18 protein-coding genes are annotated in these 20,193 nt (G+C 73.7%); 9 read left to right on the top strand and 9 right to left on the bottom strand.

The features are described 5' to 3' along the window. Positions 1–103: 103 nt before the first annotated feature. On the top strand, positions 104–673 hold the full coding sequence (locus tag ABT106_RS03775; RefSeq protein WP_351271776.1) for a helix-turn-helix domain-containing protein: 570 nt from the start codon (positions 104–106) through the stop codon (positions 671–673). 177 nt (positions 674–850) lie between these two features. Here ABT106_RS03775 and ABT106_RS03770 read toward each other — a convergent pair whose 3' ends face one another. Both ABT106_RS03770 and ABT106_RS03765 read right to left on the bottom strand, forming a co-directional pair. Continuing rightward, positions 851–4,840 carry an nSTAND1 domain-containing NTPase gene (locus ABT106_RS03770; RefSeq protein WP_351271774.1) on the bottom strand — a complete coding sequence of 1,330 codons (3,990 nt, stop codon included), beginning with the start codon at positions 4,838–4,840 and terminating at the stop codon, positions 851–853. Between the two features lie 153 nt (positions 4,841–4,993). Beyond that, positions 4,994–5,356, bottom strand: coding sequence for a hypothetical protein (locus ABT106_RS03765; RefSeq protein ID WP_351271772.1), 363 nt, complete (start codon positions 5,354–5,356; stop codon positions 4,994–4,996). A gap of 291 nt (positions 5,357–5,647) precedes the next feature. On the opposite strand from ABT106_RS03765, the gene ABT106_RS03760 reads away from it, so the two are divergent. Both ABT106_RS03760 and ABT106_RS03755 read left to right on the top strand, forming a co-directional pair. Continuing rightward, the gene (locus ABT106_RS03760) at positions 5,648–6,724 is read left to right on the top strand and encodes a right-handed parallel beta-helix repeat-containing protein (RefSeq protein ID WP_502979192.1); all 1,077 of its coding nucleotides are present in this window, start codon (positions 5,648–5,650) and stop codon (positions 6,722–6,724) included. A 46-nt stretch (positions 6,725–6,770) separates the two neighbouring features. Beyond that, the gene (locus tag ABT106_RS03755) at positions 6,771–7,844 is read left to right on the top strand and encodes a methyltransferase (RefSeq protein WP_351271769.1); all 1,074 of its coding nucleotides are present in this window, start codon (positions 6,771–6,773) and stop codon (positions 7,842–7,844) included. Positions 7,845–7,943: 99 nt separating this feature from the next. Here ABT106_RS03755 and ABT106_RS03750 read toward each other — a convergent pair whose 3' ends face one another. The 3 genes from ABT106_RS03750 to ABT106_RS03740 are packed head-to-tail and all read right to left on the bottom strand — an operon-like array spanning position 7,944 to position 9,496. Then, entirely contained in the window at positions 7,944–8,201 is a 258-nt protein-coding gene (locus tag ABT106_RS03750; protein WP_351271767.1) for an acyl carrier protein, read from the bottom strand. Positions 8,202–8,213: 12 nt separating this feature from the next. Next, on the bottom strand, positions 8,214–9,368 hold the full coding sequence (locus ABT106_RS03745; RefSeq protein ID WP_351271764.1) for a SchA/CurD-like domain-containing protein: 1,155 nt from the start codon (positions 9,366–9,368) through the stop codon (positions 8,214–8,216). Positions 9,369–9,373: 5 nt separating this feature from the next. Next, positions 9,374–9,496 (bottom strand): hypothetical protein, encoded by a 123-nt coding sequence (locus ABT106_RS03740; protein WP_351271761.1) that lies wholly within the window; start codon positions 9,494–9,496, stop codon positions 9,374–9,376. Between the two features lie 101 nt (positions 9,497–9,597). Between ABT106_RS03740 and ABT106_RS03735 the strand changes: the two genes are divergently transcribed. From ABT106_RS03735 to ABT106_RS03715, 5 genes are all read left to right on the top strand, one after another. Next, positions 9,598–11,229 (top strand): FAD-dependent oxidoreductase, encoded by a 1,632-nt coding sequence (locus ABT106_RS03735; RefSeq protein ID WP_351271758.1) that lies wholly within the window; start codon positions 9,598–9,600, stop codon positions 11,227–11,229. 181 nt (positions 11,230–11,410) lie between these two features. Beyond that, positions 11,411–11,839, top strand: coding sequence for a hypothetical protein (locus ABT106_RS03730; protein ID WP_351271755.1), 429 nt, complete (start codon positions 11,411–11,413; stop codon positions 11,837–11,839). Then, positions 11,833–12,066, top strand: a complete 234-nt coding sequence (locus ABT106_RS03725; RefSeq protein ID WP_502979190.1) for a helix-turn-helix transcriptional regulator — start codon at positions 11,833–11,835, stop codon at positions 12,064–12,066. Before ABT106_RS03730 ends, ABT106_RS03725 begins: the two co-directional genes overlap by 7 nt. Further along, positions 12,063–13,043 carry an NAD(P)-dependent alcohol dehydrogenase gene (locus tag ABT106_RS03720; protein WP_351271752.1) on the top strand — a complete coding sequence of 327 codons (981 nt, stop codon included), beginning with the start codon at positions 12,063–12,065 and terminating at the stop codon, positions 13,041–13,043. Before ABT106_RS03725 ends, ABT106_RS03720 begins: the two co-directional genes overlap by 4 nt. An 88-nt stretch (positions 13,044–13,131) precedes the next feature. Then, positions 13,132–13,458, top strand: a complete 327-nt coding sequence (locus ABT106_RS03715; protein WP_351271750.1) for a putative quinol monooxygenase — start codon at positions 13,132–13,134, stop codon at positions 13,456–13,458. Between the two features lie 19 nt (positions 13,459–13,477). Here ABT106_RS03715 and ABT106_RS03710 read toward each other — a convergent pair whose 3' ends face one another. Then, positions 13,478–15,115, bottom strand: coding sequence for an AMP-binding protein (locus ABT106_RS03710; RefSeq protein ID WP_502979189.1), 1,638 nt, complete (start codon positions 15,113–15,115; stop codon positions 13,478–13,480). A 191-nt stretch (positions 15,116–15,306) separates the two neighbouring features. Next, positions 15,307–16,560, bottom strand: a complete 1,254-nt coding sequence (locus tag ABT106_RS03705) for a serine hydrolase domain-containing protein (RefSeq protein WP_351271744.1) — start codon at positions 16,558–16,560, stop codon at positions 15,307–15,309. A gap of 442 nt (positions 16,561–17,002) precedes the next feature. Here ABT106_RS03705 and ABT106_RS03700 point away from each other — a divergent pair, with 442 nt between their 5' ends. Continuing rightward, a complete protein-coding gene (locus ABT106_RS03700; RefSeq protein WP_351271741.1) occupies positions 17,003–17,536 on the top strand; it encodes an SRPBCC family protein in 534 nt (177 codons plus the stop codon). A gap of 22 nt (positions 17,537–17,558) precedes the next feature. Here ABT106_RS03700 and ABT106_RS03695 read toward each other — a convergent pair whose 3' ends face one another. Together ABT106_RS03695 and ABT106_RS03690 are read right to left on the bottom strand one after the other, a co-directional pair. Then, the gene (locus tag ABT106_RS03695) at positions 17,559–18,653 is read right to left on the bottom strand and encodes an amidohydrolase family protein (RefSeq protein ID WP_351271738.1); all 1,095 of its coding nucleotides are present in this window, start codon (positions 18,651–18,653) and stop codon (positions 17,559–17,561) included. An 89-nt stretch (positions 18,654–18,742) separates the two neighbouring features. Further along, positions 18,743–20,098 carry a cytochrome P450 family protein gene (locus tag ABT106_RS03690; protein WP_351271736.1) on the bottom strand — a complete coding sequence of 452 codons (1,356 nt, stop codon included), beginning with the start codon at positions 20,096–20,098 and terminating at the stop codon, positions 18,743–18,745. Between the last annotated feature and the right edge of the window lie 95 nt (positions 20,099–20,193).

Below are 20,193 nucleotides of genomic sequence, written 5' to 3'. Positions count from 1 at the left end.
GTGAGGTCAATAATTGACCACGCTTATGACGAGAGTGTTGCAGCGGTGCGAAACCTCTCCGGGCCCGCCGGCCGCCCGATCACCATGGGGTACGTTCACCTGCGTGTCTCGACCCGAACCCACGCCCGAAGCGATCGAGGTCGGGCGGGTGATCCGCGGCTGCCGCAAGCAGAGCGGCGTCTCCATGGCGGTCCTCGCCACCCGCTCCGGTCTCTCCCAGCCCTTCCTCAGCCAGCTGGAGCGCGGACTCGCCACGCCCAGCCTCAGCTCGATCTACCGGATCGCCGAGGCACTGGACGTCGCCCCCGGAACCTTCCTGCGGCCCCCCGCCCGCCCCGGCGCGGTCAGCCACGAGAGCGACCCGCAGGTGATCCGGGTGAACGAGGCGGCGGGCCAGACCGCCCAGGTGCTGATCCCCGGCGGGCGGAGCACGCAGATGGAGGCGTACGAGCACCGCTTCGAACCCGGCCGGGGCGAGCGCGGCTGGTTCGAACACCCCGGCGAGGACTTCCTGTACGTACTGGAGGGCGAGATCGTCCTTGAGGTCGAGGGCGAGGAACCGCTGGCCCTGCGGGCCGGCCAGAGCGCCCACCACCGCGGCGAGGTCCCGCACCGCTGCCGCCTGGGCGGCCCGGACGGGGCCCGCACGCTCCTGGTCATCGCCGGGTCCTGACCGGCCGCGCCGCCCGCCGCGCCGGTCTCCCCGTGTGCGGAGGGAGGGCGGCAGCCTGCGCGCCGCGGGCCCCGCCCGGGGAGGGGCGGGCGCGGCCCTGTCCGGGCGGGCATCGGGAAACACCCCGGGAAACCCCCGCCGGCCAGGGAGTTCACCGGATCCCGCCCGGGGCCGTGTTCAGCCCCGCGGGCAGCCGGGGTCCCGGGAGACGGCCACCCCGGGCACCGGCGCCCGGTGTTCGCGCGGGGCGCCGTCCGCGGCCAGCCGGCACAGCTCGGCCAGCCGGGCCCGTACGTCCAGGTCCCACAGCCGTACGGTCCCGTCGGTGCTGCTGCTCGCGACGGTCCGGCCGTCGGGCGCGAAGACGACCCCCCACACCGCGTTCCCGTGCCCGGCCAGCGCCGCCACCGCCCGTCGCCCGGCCACGTCCCAGAGCCGCACCGTACGGTCGTTGCCGCTGCTCGCCAGGGTCCGTCCGTCGGGGGAGAAGGCGATGCCCCGCGCGGAGCCGGTGTGCCCGGACAGCGCCGCGTCCAGGCGGTGGCTCCGGGCGTCCCACAGCCGTACGGTGCCGTCGTTGCCGCTGCTCGCGAGGGTCCGCCCGTCCGGGCTGAACGCCACGGCGCGGACCGCGCCCGTATGACCGGTCAGCGTGTCCAGCGGACCGCGCGCCGCCACGTCCCACAGCCGCACCGTCAGATCGTCCCCGGCGCTCGCCAGCGTGCGCCCGTCGGGGCTGAACACCACGCAGTTGGCGAAGTCCGTGTGGCCCGCCAGAAGGGCCAGCGGGCGCCGCGCGGCCACGTCCCACAGCCGGACCGTGCCGTCCGACCCGGCCGAGGCCAGGGTCCTGCCGTCGGGGGAGAACGCCACCGAGAACACGGTGCCGCCCAGGCTGGTGAGGGTCCCGGCCGGGGCGCGCCCGGCCACGTCCCACAGCCGGACCGTGCCGTCCGATCCGGCCGAGGCCAGGGTCCTGCCGTCGGGGGAGAACGCCACCGAGAACACGGTCTCGCCGTGCCCGGTGAAGGTGGCCAGGACCCGCCGCCCCGCCACGTCCCACAGCCGTACCGTGTGGTCCGCCTGCGCGGTGGCCAGCAGCTTTCCGTCCCGGCTGTACGCGGCGTGCCAGATCTCCGTGAACGGGCGCGCGGTCAGCACCCGCCCCCGCAGGTCCCACAGCACCACCGACTGGTCGAACCCGGCCGTGGCCAGCAGCGTCCCGCCCGAGTCCACGGCCACGCCGAGCACGTAGTCGGTGTGCCCGGCGAACGTCGCGGTCGGCCGGCCGCCGCGCGCGTCCCACAGCCGGGTCGTTCCGTCGCCGCCCGCGCTGACCACCGTCGTTCCGTCGGGCGTGTAGGCGACCCCGTTGACGTCGTCGCTGTGCCCGCTCAGCGTCGCCGTCGCCCGGCGGCCCGCCACGTCCCACAGCCGTACGGTCCGGTCGACGCCGCCGGTGGCGACCGTCCGCCCGTCCGGTGCGAACGCCGCCCCCAGCACCTCGTCGGTGTGCCCGGACAGGACGGCCGTCTCGCGGGGCCCCGGCCGCTCCCGGCCGGGGTCCGGGGCCGGGTCCCACAGCCGTACGGTCCGGTCGGCGCCGGCCGACACCAGCGTCCGGCCGTCCGGGGCGTACGCCAGCGCGTTGACCCGCCCGGTGTGCCCGGTCAGCGTCCCCACGACCCGGTGCTCCCCGCCGGTCTCCCACAGCAGGACCGTCCCGTCGGAGGCCGCGACGGCCAGGGTCCGCCCGTCGGGGGCGAACGCCAGGGCGCGGGCGCCCGCCGTGACCGCCGGGAGCAGGGTCACCGCCGACCGCCCGGAGGTCTCCCACAGCCGGGCCGGACCGTCCGTGGACGCGGCCGCGAGCGTCCGGCCGCCGGGGCCGAAGGCGACCGCGCGCACCCGCCCGGGCAGGGTGAAGGCCGCCGTGGTGCGGCGGTCGGACAGCCGGCGCACCACCACCCGGCCGTCCGAACCGGCCGTCGCCAGCACGGAGTCGTCGGGGGAGAAGGCCACCGCGTTGACCGGCCCGTCGTGCCCGCCGAGCCGGGCGACGAACGGCTGGGACTGGGTGCTCAGCAGCGCCCCCCGCGCCTCGGCGGTCGGCTCGGTCCGGTACGCCTGCCCGGCCAGCAGCATCGACCCCTCCGGCTGCCCGGCGGCGAGCGCCGCGGACTGCAGGGCCAGTGCCCGCGACCGGGCCACGCGCTCCTGGCCGAGCGCGGCCGTGCGCTCCTGGTAGGCCAGGCCGCCCGCGCCCACCGCCAGGACCAGCAGGACCAGCAGCGTCGCCAGCATCCGCTGGCGGAGTCGGACCTGACGACGCGCCTGGCGCCGCCGGCCGTCCTCCACGGCCAGCCCGGCCCGCAGGAACGCCTCCTCCGTGGTGCCCAGCCGGCTCCGGCCCTCCAGCTCGTCCGCCCAGGAACGGGCGGTGTCCAGCCGGGTCCCGCGGTAGAGGGCGGACGGATCGCGCCCCTCGCGCTCCCATTCGGCGGCCGCGTGGGCCAGTTGCTGGTGGATCAGCAGACCGGCCCGGTCGGCGTGGATCCAGCCGCGCAGCCGAGGCCAGGCGTGCAGCAGCGCCTCGTGGGTGAGCTCCACGGTGTCCCGGTCCATGGTGACCAGCCGGGCCCGGACGAATGGGTCCAGCGCGGCCGCGGCCCGGTCCGCGCCGTCCGGCGGCCCCAGCAGGGCGGACCGGGCGACCCGGCGGCGCGTCGGGCCCGCGCCGTCGGCGACGTGCACCAGGCGGACCAGGACGCGGCGGATCGTCTTCTGCTCGGCCGGGTACAGCCGGGCGAACACGGTCTCGGCCGTGCGCGCGACCGCCCCCTGGATGCCGCCGGCCCGCTCGTACCCGGCGACCGTCAGCGTGTCGCCCGTACGCTCCTGCCAGGTGGCCCGCAGCGTGTGGGAGACCAGCGGCAGCACGCCGGAGGGTGTGCGGGCGCAGGCGTCGCCGCGCAGCCCAGCGTCCCGCAGCAGCAGGGGGACCAGGCCCGGCTCCAGCGTGACGCCGGCGCGCTCCGCCGGGCGCGTGACGGATTCCCGCAGCTCCGCCACGGACATCGGGGGCAGGACGAACAGGCCCTCGGTGAAGGCCGGGGCGAGCTCCGGGAGCTCCATGCAGTCGCCGGAGAAGTCGGCCCGTACGCCGAGGACCACGACGGCGGGGTCCTGCCCGGCCGCCGCGGCCCGGGAGGCGCTCGACACGCGGGAGAGGACCCGGACGAAGGCCCGGCGCTCCTCCTCGTCGGGGCAGAGGGTGAACAGCTCCTCGAACTGGTCGACGAGCAGCACGGGCCGCACCGGTGGCGAAGGGGAATCACCCGAACGAGCGTCGCCCGAGCACCGGCTGACGGCCTCCAGCAGCACCTCGGGCCGCTCCCGCACGTCCCGTACGGTGATCCCCGGATCGCCGCCCAGCACCTTCGCGGTACGGTCCAGCAGCTCGTCCAGCGGATGCGCGGTCGGCGTGAACCGGACCACCGGCCAGGCGTCGGCGCCCGGCATGGGGAACCCGCCGGCGCGCCGGAAGGCCGGTACCAGACCCGCGTTGAGCAGCGAGGACTTGCCCGCTCCGGAGGGGGCGACCAAGAGCAGCGGGCCGCCGCCGACCCGCTCGAAGACCCGCTCGACGAGCTCGGCCGTCGCCCGCTCCCGGCCGAAGAACCACTCCGCGTCCCGCGCGGTGAAGGCGGGCAGCCCCCGGTAGGGGCAGTCGCCGGCGGGCGGCGGCGCGGCCCCCGCGGGCCGCGGGCCGGGCACGGCTCCGGGCGGGCCCGGCTCCCGGACCAGCCGCAGCAGTTCGCCGCCCGCCCGGAGCACCTCGTCGCAGCGCCGGGCGACGTCGGGGGTCGCGGGCTTCGCGCCGGTCTCGATCTTGCTGAGGTAGCCCTTGCTGTAGTGCGTCCGCCGGGCCAGATCGGCCAGCGACAGGCCGCGCTCCCCGCGCAGGCTCCTCAGGCGGGCCGGGAAGGCCACGGCGTCGCCGTCGGATGCCTCGGGCCGATGACCGCTCTGCTCGCCGCGGTCGGCGTCCGCGGCGGTGTCGGCGTGCGCGGCGGTGTCGGCGTGCGCGAAGGTGCGGCCGGTGTTCTCAGTGGGTCGGCTGTTCCGCCGGTGGTCCGGATCCGGATGCCCCAAAACATCCCCCATGGCAGAGTGCGCCCAGGCTGCGCGACGGCACGGCCCAGGCTACAGCGGGGGTGTGACGGGGAGTCGGACCTCGCGTCCGGTATGACGAGCACAGGAACGTCCGGAGCCGCGGCCGGGCGGCTCCGGAACCTGTTCCCCCCGGGGGGCGGGGTGCTACGGGTTGAGCCGGATCGAGTTGATCGGGCCGAGGTCGGCGTAGACACCGGTCTTGGCCGCGATCGGGCTGCCACAGGCCGCGCCGTTGTAGCCGGTGCACAGGTTCGCGGTCGCACCGCCGTACTGGTTGTTCAGCACCCAGTGGCGGCCGAACTGGTTGCTCAGGTTGTGCGCCCCGTACTTGTAGAACACGTGGGTCGGCTTCACGGCCGGGTTCTGGTTCTGGGGGTAGATGCAGACCGCCCCGTCCGGGCAGCCCGCCCACGCGTCGGCGGGCTTCGCCTCGACCGTCCCGCTGAGCGCGATCACGGCGGCTGCGGCGGTGGCGACGGCGGCGGCGCCGCGGATCATCTTGCGCATGATTTCCCCTTGTGGGTCTTGCTTCGTGCTGACCTCCTCAGCCTGTCCCGGCAGACTGTCGGGGTCGACGGGTTTCCTGTTGCCCCTCCGCCGCTCCCACCGGGAAACCCCCCGTGACCTGGCCCTTCCCCGGAGCGCGGTCAACAGCTCGGGGTGTACGCCGGCCGCTCCGGCGGGGAGGAGGGCCCGGCCACTCCTCCGGGCGCCGAAATGAAGCCGTTTGCGCGCGGTATGTATCCATCCGCTTACCCGGTGTGGCGGGAGTCGGTGATCGCCCCTAGCTTCGGCAAGGTGACGAACCGACAGTTCAACAGCCTCGCATGCATCTCCGTCGTCATGGCCGCGGGCCTCGGCGTGGTCGCGCCGCCCGCGGCCGCCGCCGGACACACGGTGCATCCGGGCGAGTCGATCCAGGAAGCGGTGGACGCCGCACGGCCGGGAGACAGCGTCTTCGTGCTGGCCGGCACCTATCGCGAGAGCGTGAACATCACCAAGCCCCTGACCCTGCGGGGAGCGGGCCCCACGACGGTGATCACGCCGCCGGCTCAGGCCCCGGCCCCGGCCGCCGTCCGCGCGGGCAACGCCTGCGCGACGTCCGGCAACGGAATCTGCGTCATAGGAGCCGCCGAGAAGACCGTCGACCGGGTGAGCATCCGTTCCCTCACCGTGACGGGCTTCAAGAAGAGCGGCATCTGGGCCTCCCGCACCGACCGGATGCGCGTCGAGCGCGTCGTCGCCGAGAAGAACGGCACCTGGGGCATCGCGCAGGAGCGCTCCACCCGGGGGGTGTTCCGCTCCAACACGGCCCGCGACAACGCGGAGTCCGGCATCTTCCTCGCGAACACCATCGACCGCGAGGGCGGCGCCACCGACACCCGGGGCGCCGTGGTCCGCGACAACACGCTGACCGGCAACCGCATCGGAGTGACGGTCAGGCGCGTCCGGAACCTCTCGGTCAACGACAACACCCTGACCGGCAACTGCGGCGGCGTGTTCGTCGTCGGCGACGAGGGCGACCCCGGCGCCGGCGACATGACCATCCGCGGCAACCGGATCCACGCGAACAACAAGTTCTGCCGCGGCAACAGCCGCCTCCCGGACATCCAGGGCGCCGGCATCGTCCTCACCGGAGCCGAGGAGACGGTCATCCGCGGCAACTCCGTCCGCGACAACGTGGGCGCCGCGCCGATCTCCGGCGGAATCCTGCTGTTCAAGAGCTTCGTCGGCGCGCAGAACACCGACAACGTCGTCAGGGACAACGTCGTGACGGGCAACAAGCCCGCCGACCTGGCGAACCAGGGAACCGGAAGCGGCAACACGTTCCTCGGCAACCGCTGCCAGGTCTCCGCACCCACGGGCATGTGCTGACCCCCCCTCTCCCGTCGTTTCCCCTTCCCCGGAGGATCGAGGCCGTATGACCACGCTGAGCACCACCCCCGCCACCACCGCCACCCCCACCGTTCCCGTTCCCGCCCACACCCCCCAGCCGGCCATGCGGCTGCGCGAGCTGGTCTTCGGCGCCGCGTGCGCCGCCGCCGTCCGCGCGGCGGCCCGCCTCGGCGTGGCCGACGCCCTGGGCGACGAGCCCGCCACCGCGGCCGGGCTCGCGGCGGCCGTGAACGCCGAGCCGCAGCCCCTGCACCGCCTGCTCCGCGCCCTGACCTGCTACGGGATCTTCGCGGAGACCGAGGACGGCGCCTTCGTCCACACCGAGATGTCGCGGCTGCTGCGCGAGGACGACCCGCACAGCCTGCGCTACATCTCCCTGTGGTGCACGGAGCCCTGGACCTGGGCGGCCTGGCCGCGGCTCGACGACGCCGTGCGCTCCGGCGGGAGCGTCTTCCAGGACCTCTACGGCAAGGGGTTCTTCGAGTACCTGCACCAGGACGCGCACGAGTCGGCCCACGTCTTCAACCGGGCGATGACCACCTCCAGCACGCAGTCGGCGCTGGACGTCGCGGAGCTCCTCGACCTCACCGGCGTCTCGGTGGTCGCGGACATCGGCGGCGGTCAGGGGCACGTCCTGGCGAGCCTGCTGGAGAAGCACCCGGACGTACGGGGCGTCCTGCTCGACCTGCCGGGCGTGGTGGCCAAGGCCGACCCCCGGCTGCGGGACGGCGGACCGCTCGCCGGCCGGACCGGCATCGTTCCCGGCGACTGCCGCGAGGCGGTCCCGGTCGACGCCGACCTCTACATCATCAAGAACATCCTGGAGTGGGACGACGAGAGCACGCGCAGGACCCTGCGCAACGTCCGCGGCGCGGCCCGGCCCGGCGCCAGGGTCGTCATCATCGAGAACCTCGTGGACGACAGCCCGTCGATGAAGTTCACCACCGCCATGGACCTGCTGCTCCTGCTCAACGTCGGGGGTGCCAAGCACACCAAGGAGAGTCTGGTCAGCCGGATGACGCAGGCCGGCCTGCTGGTCGGTGAGATCCGACCGGTCAACGCCTACCTGCACGCCTTCGAGTGCACCGTGCCCGAGTAGGGCCCCGGGCCGGCAACGAGCGCGGCCACCATGCCCTGGGAGCGGCTTCGCGCCGGTCCCGGGGCGTGGTGGCACAGGTGCCGGGCGATGACCGGAGCGTCAGCTCCCGGCCGGCAGGGAACTGTTGACCAGGTCGATGAACTCCCGCGGCGACTTGCAGCGGTCCGCGTCGGGCGGCAGGGGCCGGCTGTGCCGGTTCTCCAGCTCGCCGACGATGCCGAGGAGCCCGAGGGAGTCGAGGCCCCACTCGTCGAAGCCCGAGTCGGGGCGGCTCGCCATGGCGACGGGGTCGACGGTGATGCCCGCGCCCTTCTTCATCAGCACGGCCAGCTCTTCGATGGTCAGGTGAACGGTCATGGCGGTCTCTCCTCAGAAGTGCGCCGGCGGGCGCCGGTCGGTGATCAGGCGCATCTCGGAGCGCGCCAGGAATCGGGAGATCTCCTCGTCGGTGGTGGGGACGCCGTCCTTGGCGCTGTCGAGGAGCCGGGCGAGCACGGCCGCCTTGTGGCCGCCCTGGACGCCGAGCGCGTGGGCGGGCCGCGCGTCGATGGGGCCGCTCAGGTCGAGGAGCCGGACGACGACGTCGTCGCGCTGGAAGACCGTACTGGCCTCGATGGCGCTCGCGGGGTCGTCCACGGAGCCCTCGTCCTGGCCGGCCAGCAGCCGGGCCAGGGCCGCGCCGCACCCGGCCTTGGCCGGGTAGAAGAGCGCGTGCCGCCGCAGGTCCGCCGGTTCCCGCCCGCCGGCCGCCACGTGGTGCACCGCGGGGAGCGCGGCGCGGGTGAAGAACACCCGCGCGGACCCCGGGTCGCTCAGGTCCCGGTCCAGCTCCAGGTACGGGTTGACGGCCTCCTCGACCGCCCTGACCTCGGGCTGCCGGGACACGTGCCGCAGCGCCGCGAGGAGGTCCCCCTCCACCTCGACCGTCCGTACGACACGGTTGCCGTGCATGAACAGCGAGGTGCGGCGCAGCCGGGTGTGATCGTCGACCCGGGCCTGCGGGGAGGCGTACCCGGCCAGCAGCTTCGCGACCACTGCCTCGCTGCCGGGCTTCACGGTGAAGGTCAGGGCGTGGCGCACCACGCCGTCGCCGCGCCGGGGGGCGCTCTGGAGCCGCCCGTCGCGGGGGTTCGCGGCCGCCGCGGCTTCCGCGAAGGGGCCGCCCGGTCCCGGTGCGGAGGACCTGCCGGTCTCCCGCAGCACGCTGAAGCGCAGCGACCGGGTGTCGCGCACACATCCGTGGAGCGGCTGGACCGTCGCGACGTGCGCCTCGCTGCTCACCCAGGCGAGGAAGGGCTGCGCGCTCTCCCACTCACTGGTGATGAGCCACTGGGAGGGGTTCTCGATCGACTGGCACAGCTCGTCGCTGATGTGCCCCGGGACGGACGAGACCTGCCTGCACAGCTGCTCGTACACCTCCAGGAACTGGTTCTGGGCCCCGTCGTAGAGATCCAGCAGCAGTACGACCCGCAGCCTGGAGTCGTCGAAGGCGGACTGGGATATCCGTTCCGACACGGTTGTCATCGTTCTCACTCCTTCGAGACCACGTGGTCGCCGCATTCCCTGGGGCGTCGTCGGTCCTCGGTGGCATCCGCCTGGGTGGTCCACCTGCGGATGCGGTCGGTCAGCCCCCGGAACGCGGGTCGCGCCACCCGAATCGATCGTTGTCCCGTAGTGCGATCGGCGCGAGATGAGAGAACCATGCGGGTGAACGCGCGAGGGAACACCCCCCGCACAGGGCATGAAGGAACCCATGAAGGAAAACGTCGACCACCACGTGCCCGTCCTCATCGTGGGCGGCTCCCTGGTGGGCCTGTGCACCTCGCTGTTCCTGGGCCGACACGGCATCAGGCACATGCTGGTCGAGAAGCACGGGGGCACCTCGCTGCACCCGCGCGGACGCGGCATCAACGTACGGACGATGGAGCTGTTCCGGGTCGCGGGCGTCGAGGCGCGGATCCGCGACGCCGCCTCGGTCCTGGCCGGCAACCACGGCATCCTGCAGGGCGGCTCCCTGACCGGCGACGACCAGGAATGGCTGTTCGAGGAGATCGACCCCGGGGGAGCGCTCGCGCGCTTCAGCCCCTCGGCGTGGTGCCTGTGCAGCCAGAACGACATCGAGCCGGTGCTGATGTCCGTGACCCCCACGCTCGGCGCCGACCTGCGCTACGCCACCGAGCTCCAGTCCTTCGACCCGGACGCGACCGGCGTGACCGCGCACATGAAGAACCGGGACACCGGAGAACACCTCACGGTGCGCGCGGACTACCTGGTCGCCGCCGACGGCCCGCGCAGCCCCGTACGGGAACAGCTCCGCATCGGACAGAGCGGTTCCGGCGACCTCTTCCACAACGTGAGCATCACCTTCCGCTCCCGCGGTCTCGCGGAGGTGGTCGGCGACCGGCGCTTCATCGTCTGCTACCTCACCCGGCCCGACGCGGACGGGGCCCTGCTCCCCGTCGACAACGCGGAGCGGTGGGTCTTCCACGCGCCGTGGCACCCGGACCGGGGCGAGACCATGGAGGACTTCACCGACGAGCGCTGCGCCGCGCACATCCGCCGCGCGGTCGGCGCTCCCGACCTGGACGTCGAGATCACCGGGAAGGCTCCCTGGCACGCCGCCGAGCGGGTCGCGCGGCGGTACGGGTCGGGCCGGGTCTTCCTCGCGGGCGACTCCGCCCACGAGATGTCCCCGACCGGGGCGTTCGGCTCCAACACCGGCATCCAGGACGCGCACAACCTCGCCTGGAAGCTCGCGGCGGTGCTCAACGGCACGGCCGGGCCACGGCTGCTCGACTCGTACGAGGCCGAGCGGCTGCCGGTGGCGCGGGCCACCAGCGAGCGCGCCTCGGCCCGCTCGGCGGAGCACAGCCATCCCGGGTACGAGCCCGCCCCCGAGGCGCGCGGCGGCCGGCCCGGCGGGGTCCTGAAGGTGGCCATGGGCTACCGCTACACCCGGGGCGCCGTGCTGGGCACCGACCCCGCGCTCGCGGTGGTCCCGGAGCGGCTCCAGCTGTCGGGGGAACCCGGGACCCGGGCCCCGCACCTGTGGCTGACCGGTCCCGAGGGGCGCAAGTCCACCATCGACCTCTACGAGCGGTCCTTCGTACTGCTCGCCTCCGAGGGCGCGCCCTGGCGCGACGCGGCCCGCCGGGTCGCCGCGCAGACGGGCATGCCCCTGGAGGCGTACGCGCTCGGCACCGGGCCCGGCGCCGACCTGACCCCGCAGGACGGGGCGGACTGGGCAGCGGCCCACGGCGCGACCCCGTCCGGCGCGGTCCTCGTCCGCCCGGACGGGTTCGTGGCCTGGCGGGTGACGGAGTCCGTGGGCGACCCGGAGGCCGTTCTCCACGAGGTGCTGGGCCGGCTGCTCGGCCTGGACTGAGCCCCCGGCGGGAGCCGCCGCCGAAGCCGTCCCGGACCCGCGCCGCGCGCGGAAACCGGGACGGCTTCGGCGCGTCCGCCGCCCCGGACCCTGCGGTCGATGTACAGAAAACTTGACACGAAGTCGCCCCTGCTTGACACTCCACAGTGTCAAGCATTCTTTACACGCAAGGGGAGCGGACGTGGCAGTCGAAGAGAAACGCGCCTGGACCATGCTGGGGGTCGCGATCGTCGCCTACGGGGTCTACCTGGTCCTCGTGCTCGGCCGGCCGGCGGACGTCCCCCTCGCCGAGGCGCCCTACACCGCCGCGCTGCTGTGGACGGTCGGCGCCGCGATCATCGCCCAGATCGTCCTGCACACCGTGATCGCCTCCCTCGCGCCCGCGGAGGAGAACGTCAAGGACCAGCGCGACCGGGAGATCCACCGCTTCGGCGAGTACGTGGGCCATTCCTTCGTCGTCATCGGCGGCGTGGCCGGCCTGCTGCTCGCCATGGCCGACGCCGACCAGTTCTGGATCGCCAACGCCATCTATCTGGCGTTCGTCCTGTCCTCCGTCCTGTCGTCCGCGGCCAAACTCGTCTCCTACCGGCTGGGGTTCCACCCGTGGTGAAGTCGACGAGGGTCACCAACACGATCCGCGCCCTGCGCTTCGCCCACGGCGAGATGACCCAGGCCGAACTCGCCCGGCGGATCGGCGTCAGCCGCCAGACCGTGATCGCCATCGAACAGGGCCGCTACTCGCCCTCCCTGGAGATGGCCTTCCAGATCGCCCGCGTCTTCGCGGCCCCGCTCGACAGCGTGTTCCAGTACCCGGAAACAGAGGGAGACACCCCGTGAAAGCCATGGTCCACGAGGTCTACGGACCGCCCGACGTCCTGCACCCCGCGGAGCGGGAGCAGCCCGTACCCGGCCGGGGCGAGGTCCTCGTACGGGTCCACGCCGCGGGCGTGGACCCCGGCGTCTGGCACCTCACCGCCGGCATGCCCTACCTGATCCGCGCGGCGGGCTTCGGACTGCGCAGGCCCAACAACCAGGTCCGGGGCATCGACGTCGCCGGACGCGTGGCGGCCGTCGGCCCCGGCGTGACCCGGCTGCGGGTGGGCGAGGAGGTGTACGGCGGCTGCGCCGGCGCGTTCGCCGAGTACGCCCTCGCCAAGGAGGGCCAGCTCGCGCCCAAGCCGGGCACCCTGGGCTTCGAGGAGGCCGCGGCCGTCCCCGTCTCCGCGTGCACCGCCCTCAAGGCCCTGCGCGACGTCGGCCGGCTCACCGAGGGCCAGAGCGTCCTCGTCCTGGGCGCGTCGGGCGGGGTCGGCACCTTCGCCGTCCAGCTGGCCAAGGCCCTCGGCGCCCGCGTCACCGGCGTCTGCGGTCCCGGCAAGGCCGACCTGGTCCGCTCGATCGGCGCCGACGAGGTCCTCGACTACACGAGCCAGGACCCCACCGACGGCACCCGTCGTTACGACCTCGTCCTCGACATCGCGGGCAACCGCTCCCTCACGGCCCTGCGCAGGTCCCTCACTCCCGGCGGCACCCTCGTCATCGTCGGCGGTGAGGGCGGCGGCCGCTGGATCGGCGGGAACGACCGGCAGCTGCGGGCCCTGCTGCTGTCGCCGTTCACCGGCCACCGGCTCCGGGCGCTCGCGGCCGGTGTGCGCCACGAGGACCTGCTGACCCTCACCGGGTTCATCGAGGCGGGCGCGGTCACCCCGGTCGTCGACCGGGTCCACCCGCTGGACGAGGTCCCCGAGGCCCTACGCCGCCTGCGGGCGGGCCAGGTGCGCGGCAAGACCGTCGTGACCGTCGCCGCCGGGTGAACGACGCCGGGCAGGCGCCCGGGCAGGCGCCCGCCGGAGGTGACGGCCGGATGTGCGCCGGCGGGCGGTTCCTGGCAGGCTGGCCCGCATGATCTTCATCGCCGTCAGGTTCGACGTCCGCCCCGAGCGCAGCGACGACTGGCTCGCCCTCGTCGACGACTTCACCCGTGCCACCCGCGACGAGCCGGGCAACCTCTTCTTCGACTGGTCGCGCGGCGTCGAGGACCCGAACAGCTTCACGCTGCTGGAGGCCTTCGCCGACGCCGACGCGGGCGCCGCCCATGTGGGGTCGGCCCACTTCCGGGCCGGCATGGAGACGCTGGCCGGCGCCATCGCCAGGACCCCGGAGATCATCAACGTCGAGGTGCCCGGCCAGGGCTGGAGCGCCATGGCGGAACTGACCCCCCGCGGCTGAGCCATCCGGACGCGGCGGCTCAGGGGCCGTCCAGCAACCGGGCCGCCATCTCCCGCATCTCGATCTTGCGGATCTTGCCGGTGACGGTCATCGGGAACTCCTCCACGACGTGCACGTAGCGCGGGACCTTGAACCGGGCGAGCCGCCCGGCGCAGTACTCCCGGACGGCCTCCGGTGTCAGCGGTGCGGCGCCCTCGCGCATCCGCACCCAGGCCATCAGCTCCTCCCCGTACTTCGGGTCGGGAACGCCGATGACCTGCACGTCCAGCACGTCGGGGTGCGCGTGGAGGAACTCCTCCACCTCGCGCGGGTAGATGTTCTCCCCGCCGCGGATCACCATGTCCTTGATGCGGCCGGTGATGCTCACGTAGCCGTCGGCGTCCATCACCGCCAGGTCGCCCGTGTGCATCCAGCGGGCCGCGTCGACGGCCTCCGCCGTGCGCTCCGGCTCGGCCCAGTAGCCGAGCATGACCGAGTAGCCGCGGGTGCACAGCTCGCCGGGCTTCCCGCGGGGCACCGTCCGTCCGGACGCCGGGTCGGTCACCTTCACCTCCAGGTGCGGGCCGACGCGCCCCACGGTCGACACCCGGCGCCCGACCGAGTCGTCCGCACGGGTCTGCGTCGAGACGGGGGACGTCTCCGTCATCCCGTAACAGATGGACACCCCGGCCATGCCCATCCGGTCGATGACCTCCTTCATCACCTCGACGGGACAGGGTGAACCCGCCATGATCCCCGTCCTGAGACTGGACAGGTCGTAGGCGTCGAAGCCCGGGTCCGCCAGCTCGGCGATGAACATCGTGGGCACGCCGTAGAGCGAGGTGCACGACTCCGCCTCGACCGCGGCCAGGGTGGCCGCCGGATCGAAGGACGGCGCGGGGATCACCATCGCGGCGCCGTGGCTGGTGCAGGCCAGGTTTCCCATGACCATGCCGAAGCAGTGGTAGAACGGCACCGGGATGCAGACCCGGTCCCGTTCGGTGTAGCGGAGCAACTCACCGGTGAAGAAGCCGTTGTTGAGGATGTTGTGGTGCGAGAGGGTCGCACCCTTCGGGAAACCGGTGGTTCCGGAGGTGTACTGGATATTGACGGGGTCGTCGGGGCTCAGCGCGGCCTGCGCCCGGACGAGGTCGGCGGGGTCGCCCCCACGGCCCCGCTCCAGCAGCGACGTCCAGACGGGGCCGTCCAGCAGGGCCGTGAACTCCAGCTCCGGGCAGTTCGGCCGGACCTCCTCGATCATCGCCGCGTAGTGCGACGACTTGAACCGGTCGGCCGCGACGAGCAGCCGGATGCCCGACTGGCGCAGCACGTACTCCAGCTCGTGCGAGCGGTAGGCCGGATTCACCGTGACCAGGATCGCGCCGATCTTGGCGGTGGCGTACTGCACGAGGGTCCACTCGGCGCGGTTGGGTGCCCAGACGCCGACCCGGTCGCCCCGCACGACGCCGAGGTCCAGCAGCCCGAGCGCGAGGGCGTCGACGTCGGCGCCGAACTCCGCGTACGTCCACCGGCGTCCGGCGGCCACGTCGACCAGCGCGTCGCGCCCGGGGAACCTGCGCACGGTCCGGTCCAGGTTCTCGCCGATCGTGTCCCCCAGCAGGGGCACCTCACCGGTACCGGACGCATAACTCGACGCTGCGGACGACGCTGCGGACACACGGATCTCCTGGACTCGGTGCGGCGGGCGCGAAGCCCGGGGCCGGCGTCCCCTCATGATCCCCGTACGGCGGGCCGGGGGCCACCCCTCCCGGTCAGGTCATGTGACCGCACCCTCCGTCCGTTTCGGCCGGGTGCGCACCACCGGTCAGCGGCGTGCACGGCGGGCACACCCGCGTCCGTACGGCGGCGTCAGCGCGCGTGGCGCTCGGGCAGGTCGGCGTCGGCCGGGGCGGCCGCGAAGCCGCGCGCCGCCCCCTTCGCCGGCTTCGCGGCCCCCGTCCCGCAGAACGCGGCCTCGAGGGTGCCGCCGAGGGCCGTGTTCGCCCCGCCCCGGTTCGACGTGTTCGCCATCGCGGCGAGGCTCCGGCGGCCGTCGCGGGTGCTGAACGCGTAGGTGTAGAAGCCCTGCACGGTGCCGGTGTGCCCGTAGACCGAGGTGCCGCAGGAGAGGTCGTAGCGGCGCAGGCCCAGGCCGTAGGAGCGGGTGCCGGTGCTGTCGGTCGGGGTCGCGGCGGTCATGGCGTCGAGCATCGGCTTCGGCAGCAGCTTCCCGCCGAGCAGGGCGGAGGTGAAGGTGTTCAGGTCGGCCTGGCCGGAGATGACCGCTCCGGCGGACTGGGCCCACGACACCGTCTGCTCGGTGGAGTCGACCAGCGGCGCACCCGCCTCGTCGGGGTGGAGGTAGCCGCGCGCGTGCAGCCCCCTGATGGCCGTGCCCGGATGTACGTACGAGGTGTTCCTCAGCGCCAGCGGCTTGATGATGCGCCGCTCGTACTCCGTGGCGACCGTGCGGCCGGTGGCCTTCTCGATGAGCATGCCGAGGACCACGAAGTTGGTGTTGGAGTACGCGTACGCCGCGCCGGGCCGGTTCGTGCGCGGCTCGGCCAGCGAGAGCTTCACCAGGTCCTGGTAGGCGAACACCCTGTTCCGGACGGCCTCGAATCCGGGCACGGTCCGCTCGAACATCGCGTTCGTGTAGTCGGCCAGCCCGCTCCGGTGGGTCAGCAGGTGGCGCACGGTGACGCGGTCGTCGGGCAGCAGACCGGGCAGGTGGCCGTTGACGGACGCGTCGAGGCCGATCTTCTTCTCGGCCACGAGCTGGAGCAGGACGACGGAGGTGAACGTCTTGCTGACGCTGCCGATCCGGAACCGGGCCGCGGGGTCCATGGCGGCGCCGGTGGTCCTGTCGCGCACCCCGACGGCCCTCGTCCTGGTACCGCCGGGGCCGCTGAAGCGGGCCATGGCCCCCGGGGCGCCGGCGGCGGTCGTGTTCCGCAGTGCCCGTTCCAGGGCCGGGAGATCGGGAGCGGGGGGTCCGGCCTGCACGGTCCCGGCGGGCCGGGCCGCCGGCGCCGCGTGCGCGGCGGTCGCCGGAGCGATCCCGGCCACGACGGCGAGCAGGGCGGCGTTCACGGCCAGACGTCGGTCGAACGGCAGAAGCATGGGGTCCCTCTGGTCTGCTGACGCGGAGACCGGGCACCGAGTCGCGGACTCGTGCTCCGGGAAGCGGAATTGGCCGCTCCGGGCGTGAGCCTACGGAAGATCCGCTGCCGTTCCGGCACGCGCAACCGGCCCGCCGCCGGGCCCGCGCCCCGCCTCGGACGTCGCGGGGCGGCTCCCCGGGGACCCCCAGCGCCACGCGATCAGCTCGTGGATGAAGGAGTCACCACCCCGGCCGTCCACAGCTCGCCGTCGCCGGGCACGGGCACCTCGACGCCGGGCGCCACCCCCACCTGGTACCGGCCGTCCGTCACGTCCCCACGGTAGGCATCCCGGGACCCCCGGGAAGGCGCTTCCCGCGCGCGGCGGGGCGGCCGCTGGTTACCGCGGGGTAGCTTCGGGGGTGGTCAGGCGATAGCGTCGGACCCCCGGAGATCGGAGTGCCATGCCCCGTACGTTCAGCGTGTCCGACAGCGTCCTCGTCGACGCCGGCCCGTCCACCGTCTACCAGCGCGTCTCCGATCCCGCCCTCATGGGCGGCTGGAGCCCCGAGAACCTGGGGGCGACCGTGCGCGGCGGCGCCGGGGGGAGCGCGTACGTGGGGATGGTGTTCGACGGGCACAACAAGCGGGGTCCCTTCCGCTGGACCACGCGCTGCACCGTCACCGCCGCGGAGCAGGACCGGCTGTTCCGGTTCAGGGTCCACGCCATCGGCCTCAGGCGCCCCCGGCTGCCGGGACCCATCGCCACCTGGGAGTACCGGTTCGAGCCGGCCGGGGAGGGCACCCGGGTCACGGAGACCTGGACCGACGACCGGCGCACGTGGCCCGACGCCGTGGCCAACGCCTTCGACCGGGTGGCGACGCGCGGGCACACCTTCGCCGACTTCCAGCAGCGCAACATCCGCACCACGCTGCGCAACCTGAAAGCGGTGCTCGAAGCCGCGCCGGGAGCGGCACCCGTGACCCCCTCGCCGTGACGGTCCGGGGGCCGGGCGCCGGTCAGACCGTCGCGAGCTGCGGGATCAGACGGAGCGCGTTGCCCCGGTAGATCCCCTGGAGCTGTTCCGGGGTGAAGGCCGGGTCCGCTTCGAGCGCGGGCAGCGCCAGCTCCGTGACCGTGTCTGCGGGGGCGGCGGGCCAGTCGGTGCCGAAGAGCACGCGGTCCGCCGGCACGTGGGTGAGGAGGGTCGCGGCGGGAGCCATGGGGCCCGCCGTGTCGTAGTAGAAGCGGCCGAGGTGGTCGCGGACGGCGCCGGGGTCGACCGGCGGATCGCAGAACCGTCCGAGGGCCTGCATGCGCGTCGCGATGTACGGCAGGAAGCCGCCCGCGTGCGGCAGGATCACCGAGATGTCCGGGAAGCGGTCCAGCGTCCGCCTGCTGATCATGTTGACGGCGGCGCGCGTGGTGTCCAGCAGGAAGTCGCACATGAAGTTCGGGATGCCCGGAACCGTCGCCGCGCCGGGCGGGCCGCCCGGGAGGTTGTGCGGGTGGGTGTCCACCACGGCGGAGCAGTCGTTCAGTTCGCCGAACAACCGGTCGTAGGACGGGTCCCCGAGGTAGACGCCGCCGTAGTTGGCGGTGACGTTCACGCCGACGGCGCCGAGCTGCCCGAGTCCGCGCCGCACGGCCCAGGACGAGGCGTCGGGGTCGTCCAGGAAGAGCGGCGCGTAGAACGCGAACCGTCCCGGATGCGAGTTCACGACCTCGATCATGGACTGCAGCGTGATGTTGACGGCCTCGCGCAGCTGCGCCGACGAACGGTACCGCGCCGGCAGCATGGGCTTCAGGACGGCCGTGGCGATCCCCGCCCCGTCCATGAACCGGACGGCGGCCGCGGTGTCGAGGCGCGTCCACGGCGGCAGCTGCCGCGCCTCGATCAGCCCGTGCTGCTCGGCCCACTCGCGCCACTCCGGCGCGCAGTAGTGGTGGTGCATGTCGATCTTCGACGGCGCCGGGCGTCCCCCGTCCGGCCCCGGGGCGTGGTCGCCCGGCACCGTACGGACGAGTTCGCCGGTGCCGACGGCCGCCATCACCGGCTCGTCCGCCGTCACCGGCGGGAGGGGTCGTCGCGAGGTGCGCGCAGAGTCCGGCATGCCAATCCACCGTCCGTCGGGTGCGGGTCCACTGGGTACGGGCCCACTCGGTACGGGCCCACTGGGTACGGGAGCTGACCCGTACGGGTCTACGTGGGCGAGGCCGCGGCGGCGGCCGCGGGGGCCGTCGGGGCCGTGGAGCCCACGGACTCCGGACCGAGGTTCACGGCCGTACGGGACGGATCCAGCTCGAGCCGCAGGTGCTGGAGGCCCCGGAACGCGGCCACCGGCCCCTGCAGCCAGGCACCCCCGGCCTCCTCGTCGTCGGCCAGCCGCATCCGCGGGAACTCCCGCAGGAGGCAGGAGAGCGCGATCTCCAGCTCCAGCCGCGCCAGCGGCGCTCCCAGGCAGTAGTGCGTACCGTGGCCGAAGCCCAGGTGCGTGCCCTGGATGCCCTCGCGCGTCACGTCCAGGACGTCGGGGTCCTCGAACTTCTCCGGGTCCCGGTTCGCCGAGGTGATGGCGATCTGGACCAGGGAGCCCCGGGGGATCAGCGTCCCGCGGACCTCGACGTCCTCGACGGCGTACCGGAAGGTCGACGTCTCCACGGACCCCTCGAACCGCACGATCTCCTCCACCGCCTGGGGGATCCGCCGCGGGTCCGTCCGCAGCCGCTCCAACTGGTCGGGCCGCTGCAGCAGGTTGAGTACGGTGTTGCCGATCTGGAACGCGGTGGTCTTGTGGCCCGCGAAGAAGATGACCCACATCGACGAGACGAGCTCCGCGTCGTCCAGGGCGTCCTCCGCCCGGATGAGGTCGCTGAGGAACGAGTCCGACGGGTTCTCGCGGGTGTGGGCGACGAGCCGCCCCAGCCGGTTCTGCAGCCACTCCTCGGCCGCCCTCAGCTCCGCCTTCAGCCGGGGGTCGAACCGGGCGCGCGTCACGACCGAGAACTGCTCCAGGATCTCGCCGCGGTCCGCGTCCGGGATGCCCATCAGCTCGCAGAGCACCGCGATGGGCAGCGGGAAGGCGAACGACGTCATCAGGTCGGCCGTGCCGCGCTCGCGGCAGTCGCGCAGGAGGTTCTCGGCGATCTCCGTGATCCTCGGCCTCATGGCCTCCACGCGCCGCGGCGTGAACGCGCTCCGCAGGCTCCGGCGCAGCCGGGTGTGCCGCGGCGGGTCCGAGAAGAGCACGTTGTCGTCGAGCGCGTCGAAGAAGCTGCCGTACACCGCGTGGTACGTCTCGATGGCCCCGCGCATGTTCTTGCTGAACCGCGGGTCCGAGAGGGCGTCCCGGGCGTCGTCGTAGCGGGTGATGAGGTAGGTGTCGACCCCGTGCGGCGGCGTCAGCCGGCACACCGGGGCCCGCTCGCGCAGCGCGGCGTAGGCGGCGTGGGGGCACGCCCGGTACTCCGGCGCGCCCGCGGACACGGCCGACACGATGTCGTGCAGCGCGCCGGCGTCCTCCGGAGCCGCCTTCGGTGCCGCGTTGTCCTGGGTCATGTTCCGCGCCCTCCGTGACACTCGGGTTCCCGGACCCAGCGGTTCCCCGCGGGCGCGGGCCGCGAAACGGCCCCCGCCCGATCGGGTGAGCCGCC

Source organism: Streptomyces sp. NPDC002044 (assembly GCF_040296725.1).
In the GTDB taxonomy this organism is placed as follows: domain Bacteria; phylum Actinomycetota; class Actinomycetes; order Streptomycetales; family Streptomycetaceae; genus Streptomyces; species Streptomyces antarcticus.
This window is presented reverse-complemented; position numbering and strand designations above follow the sequence as displayed.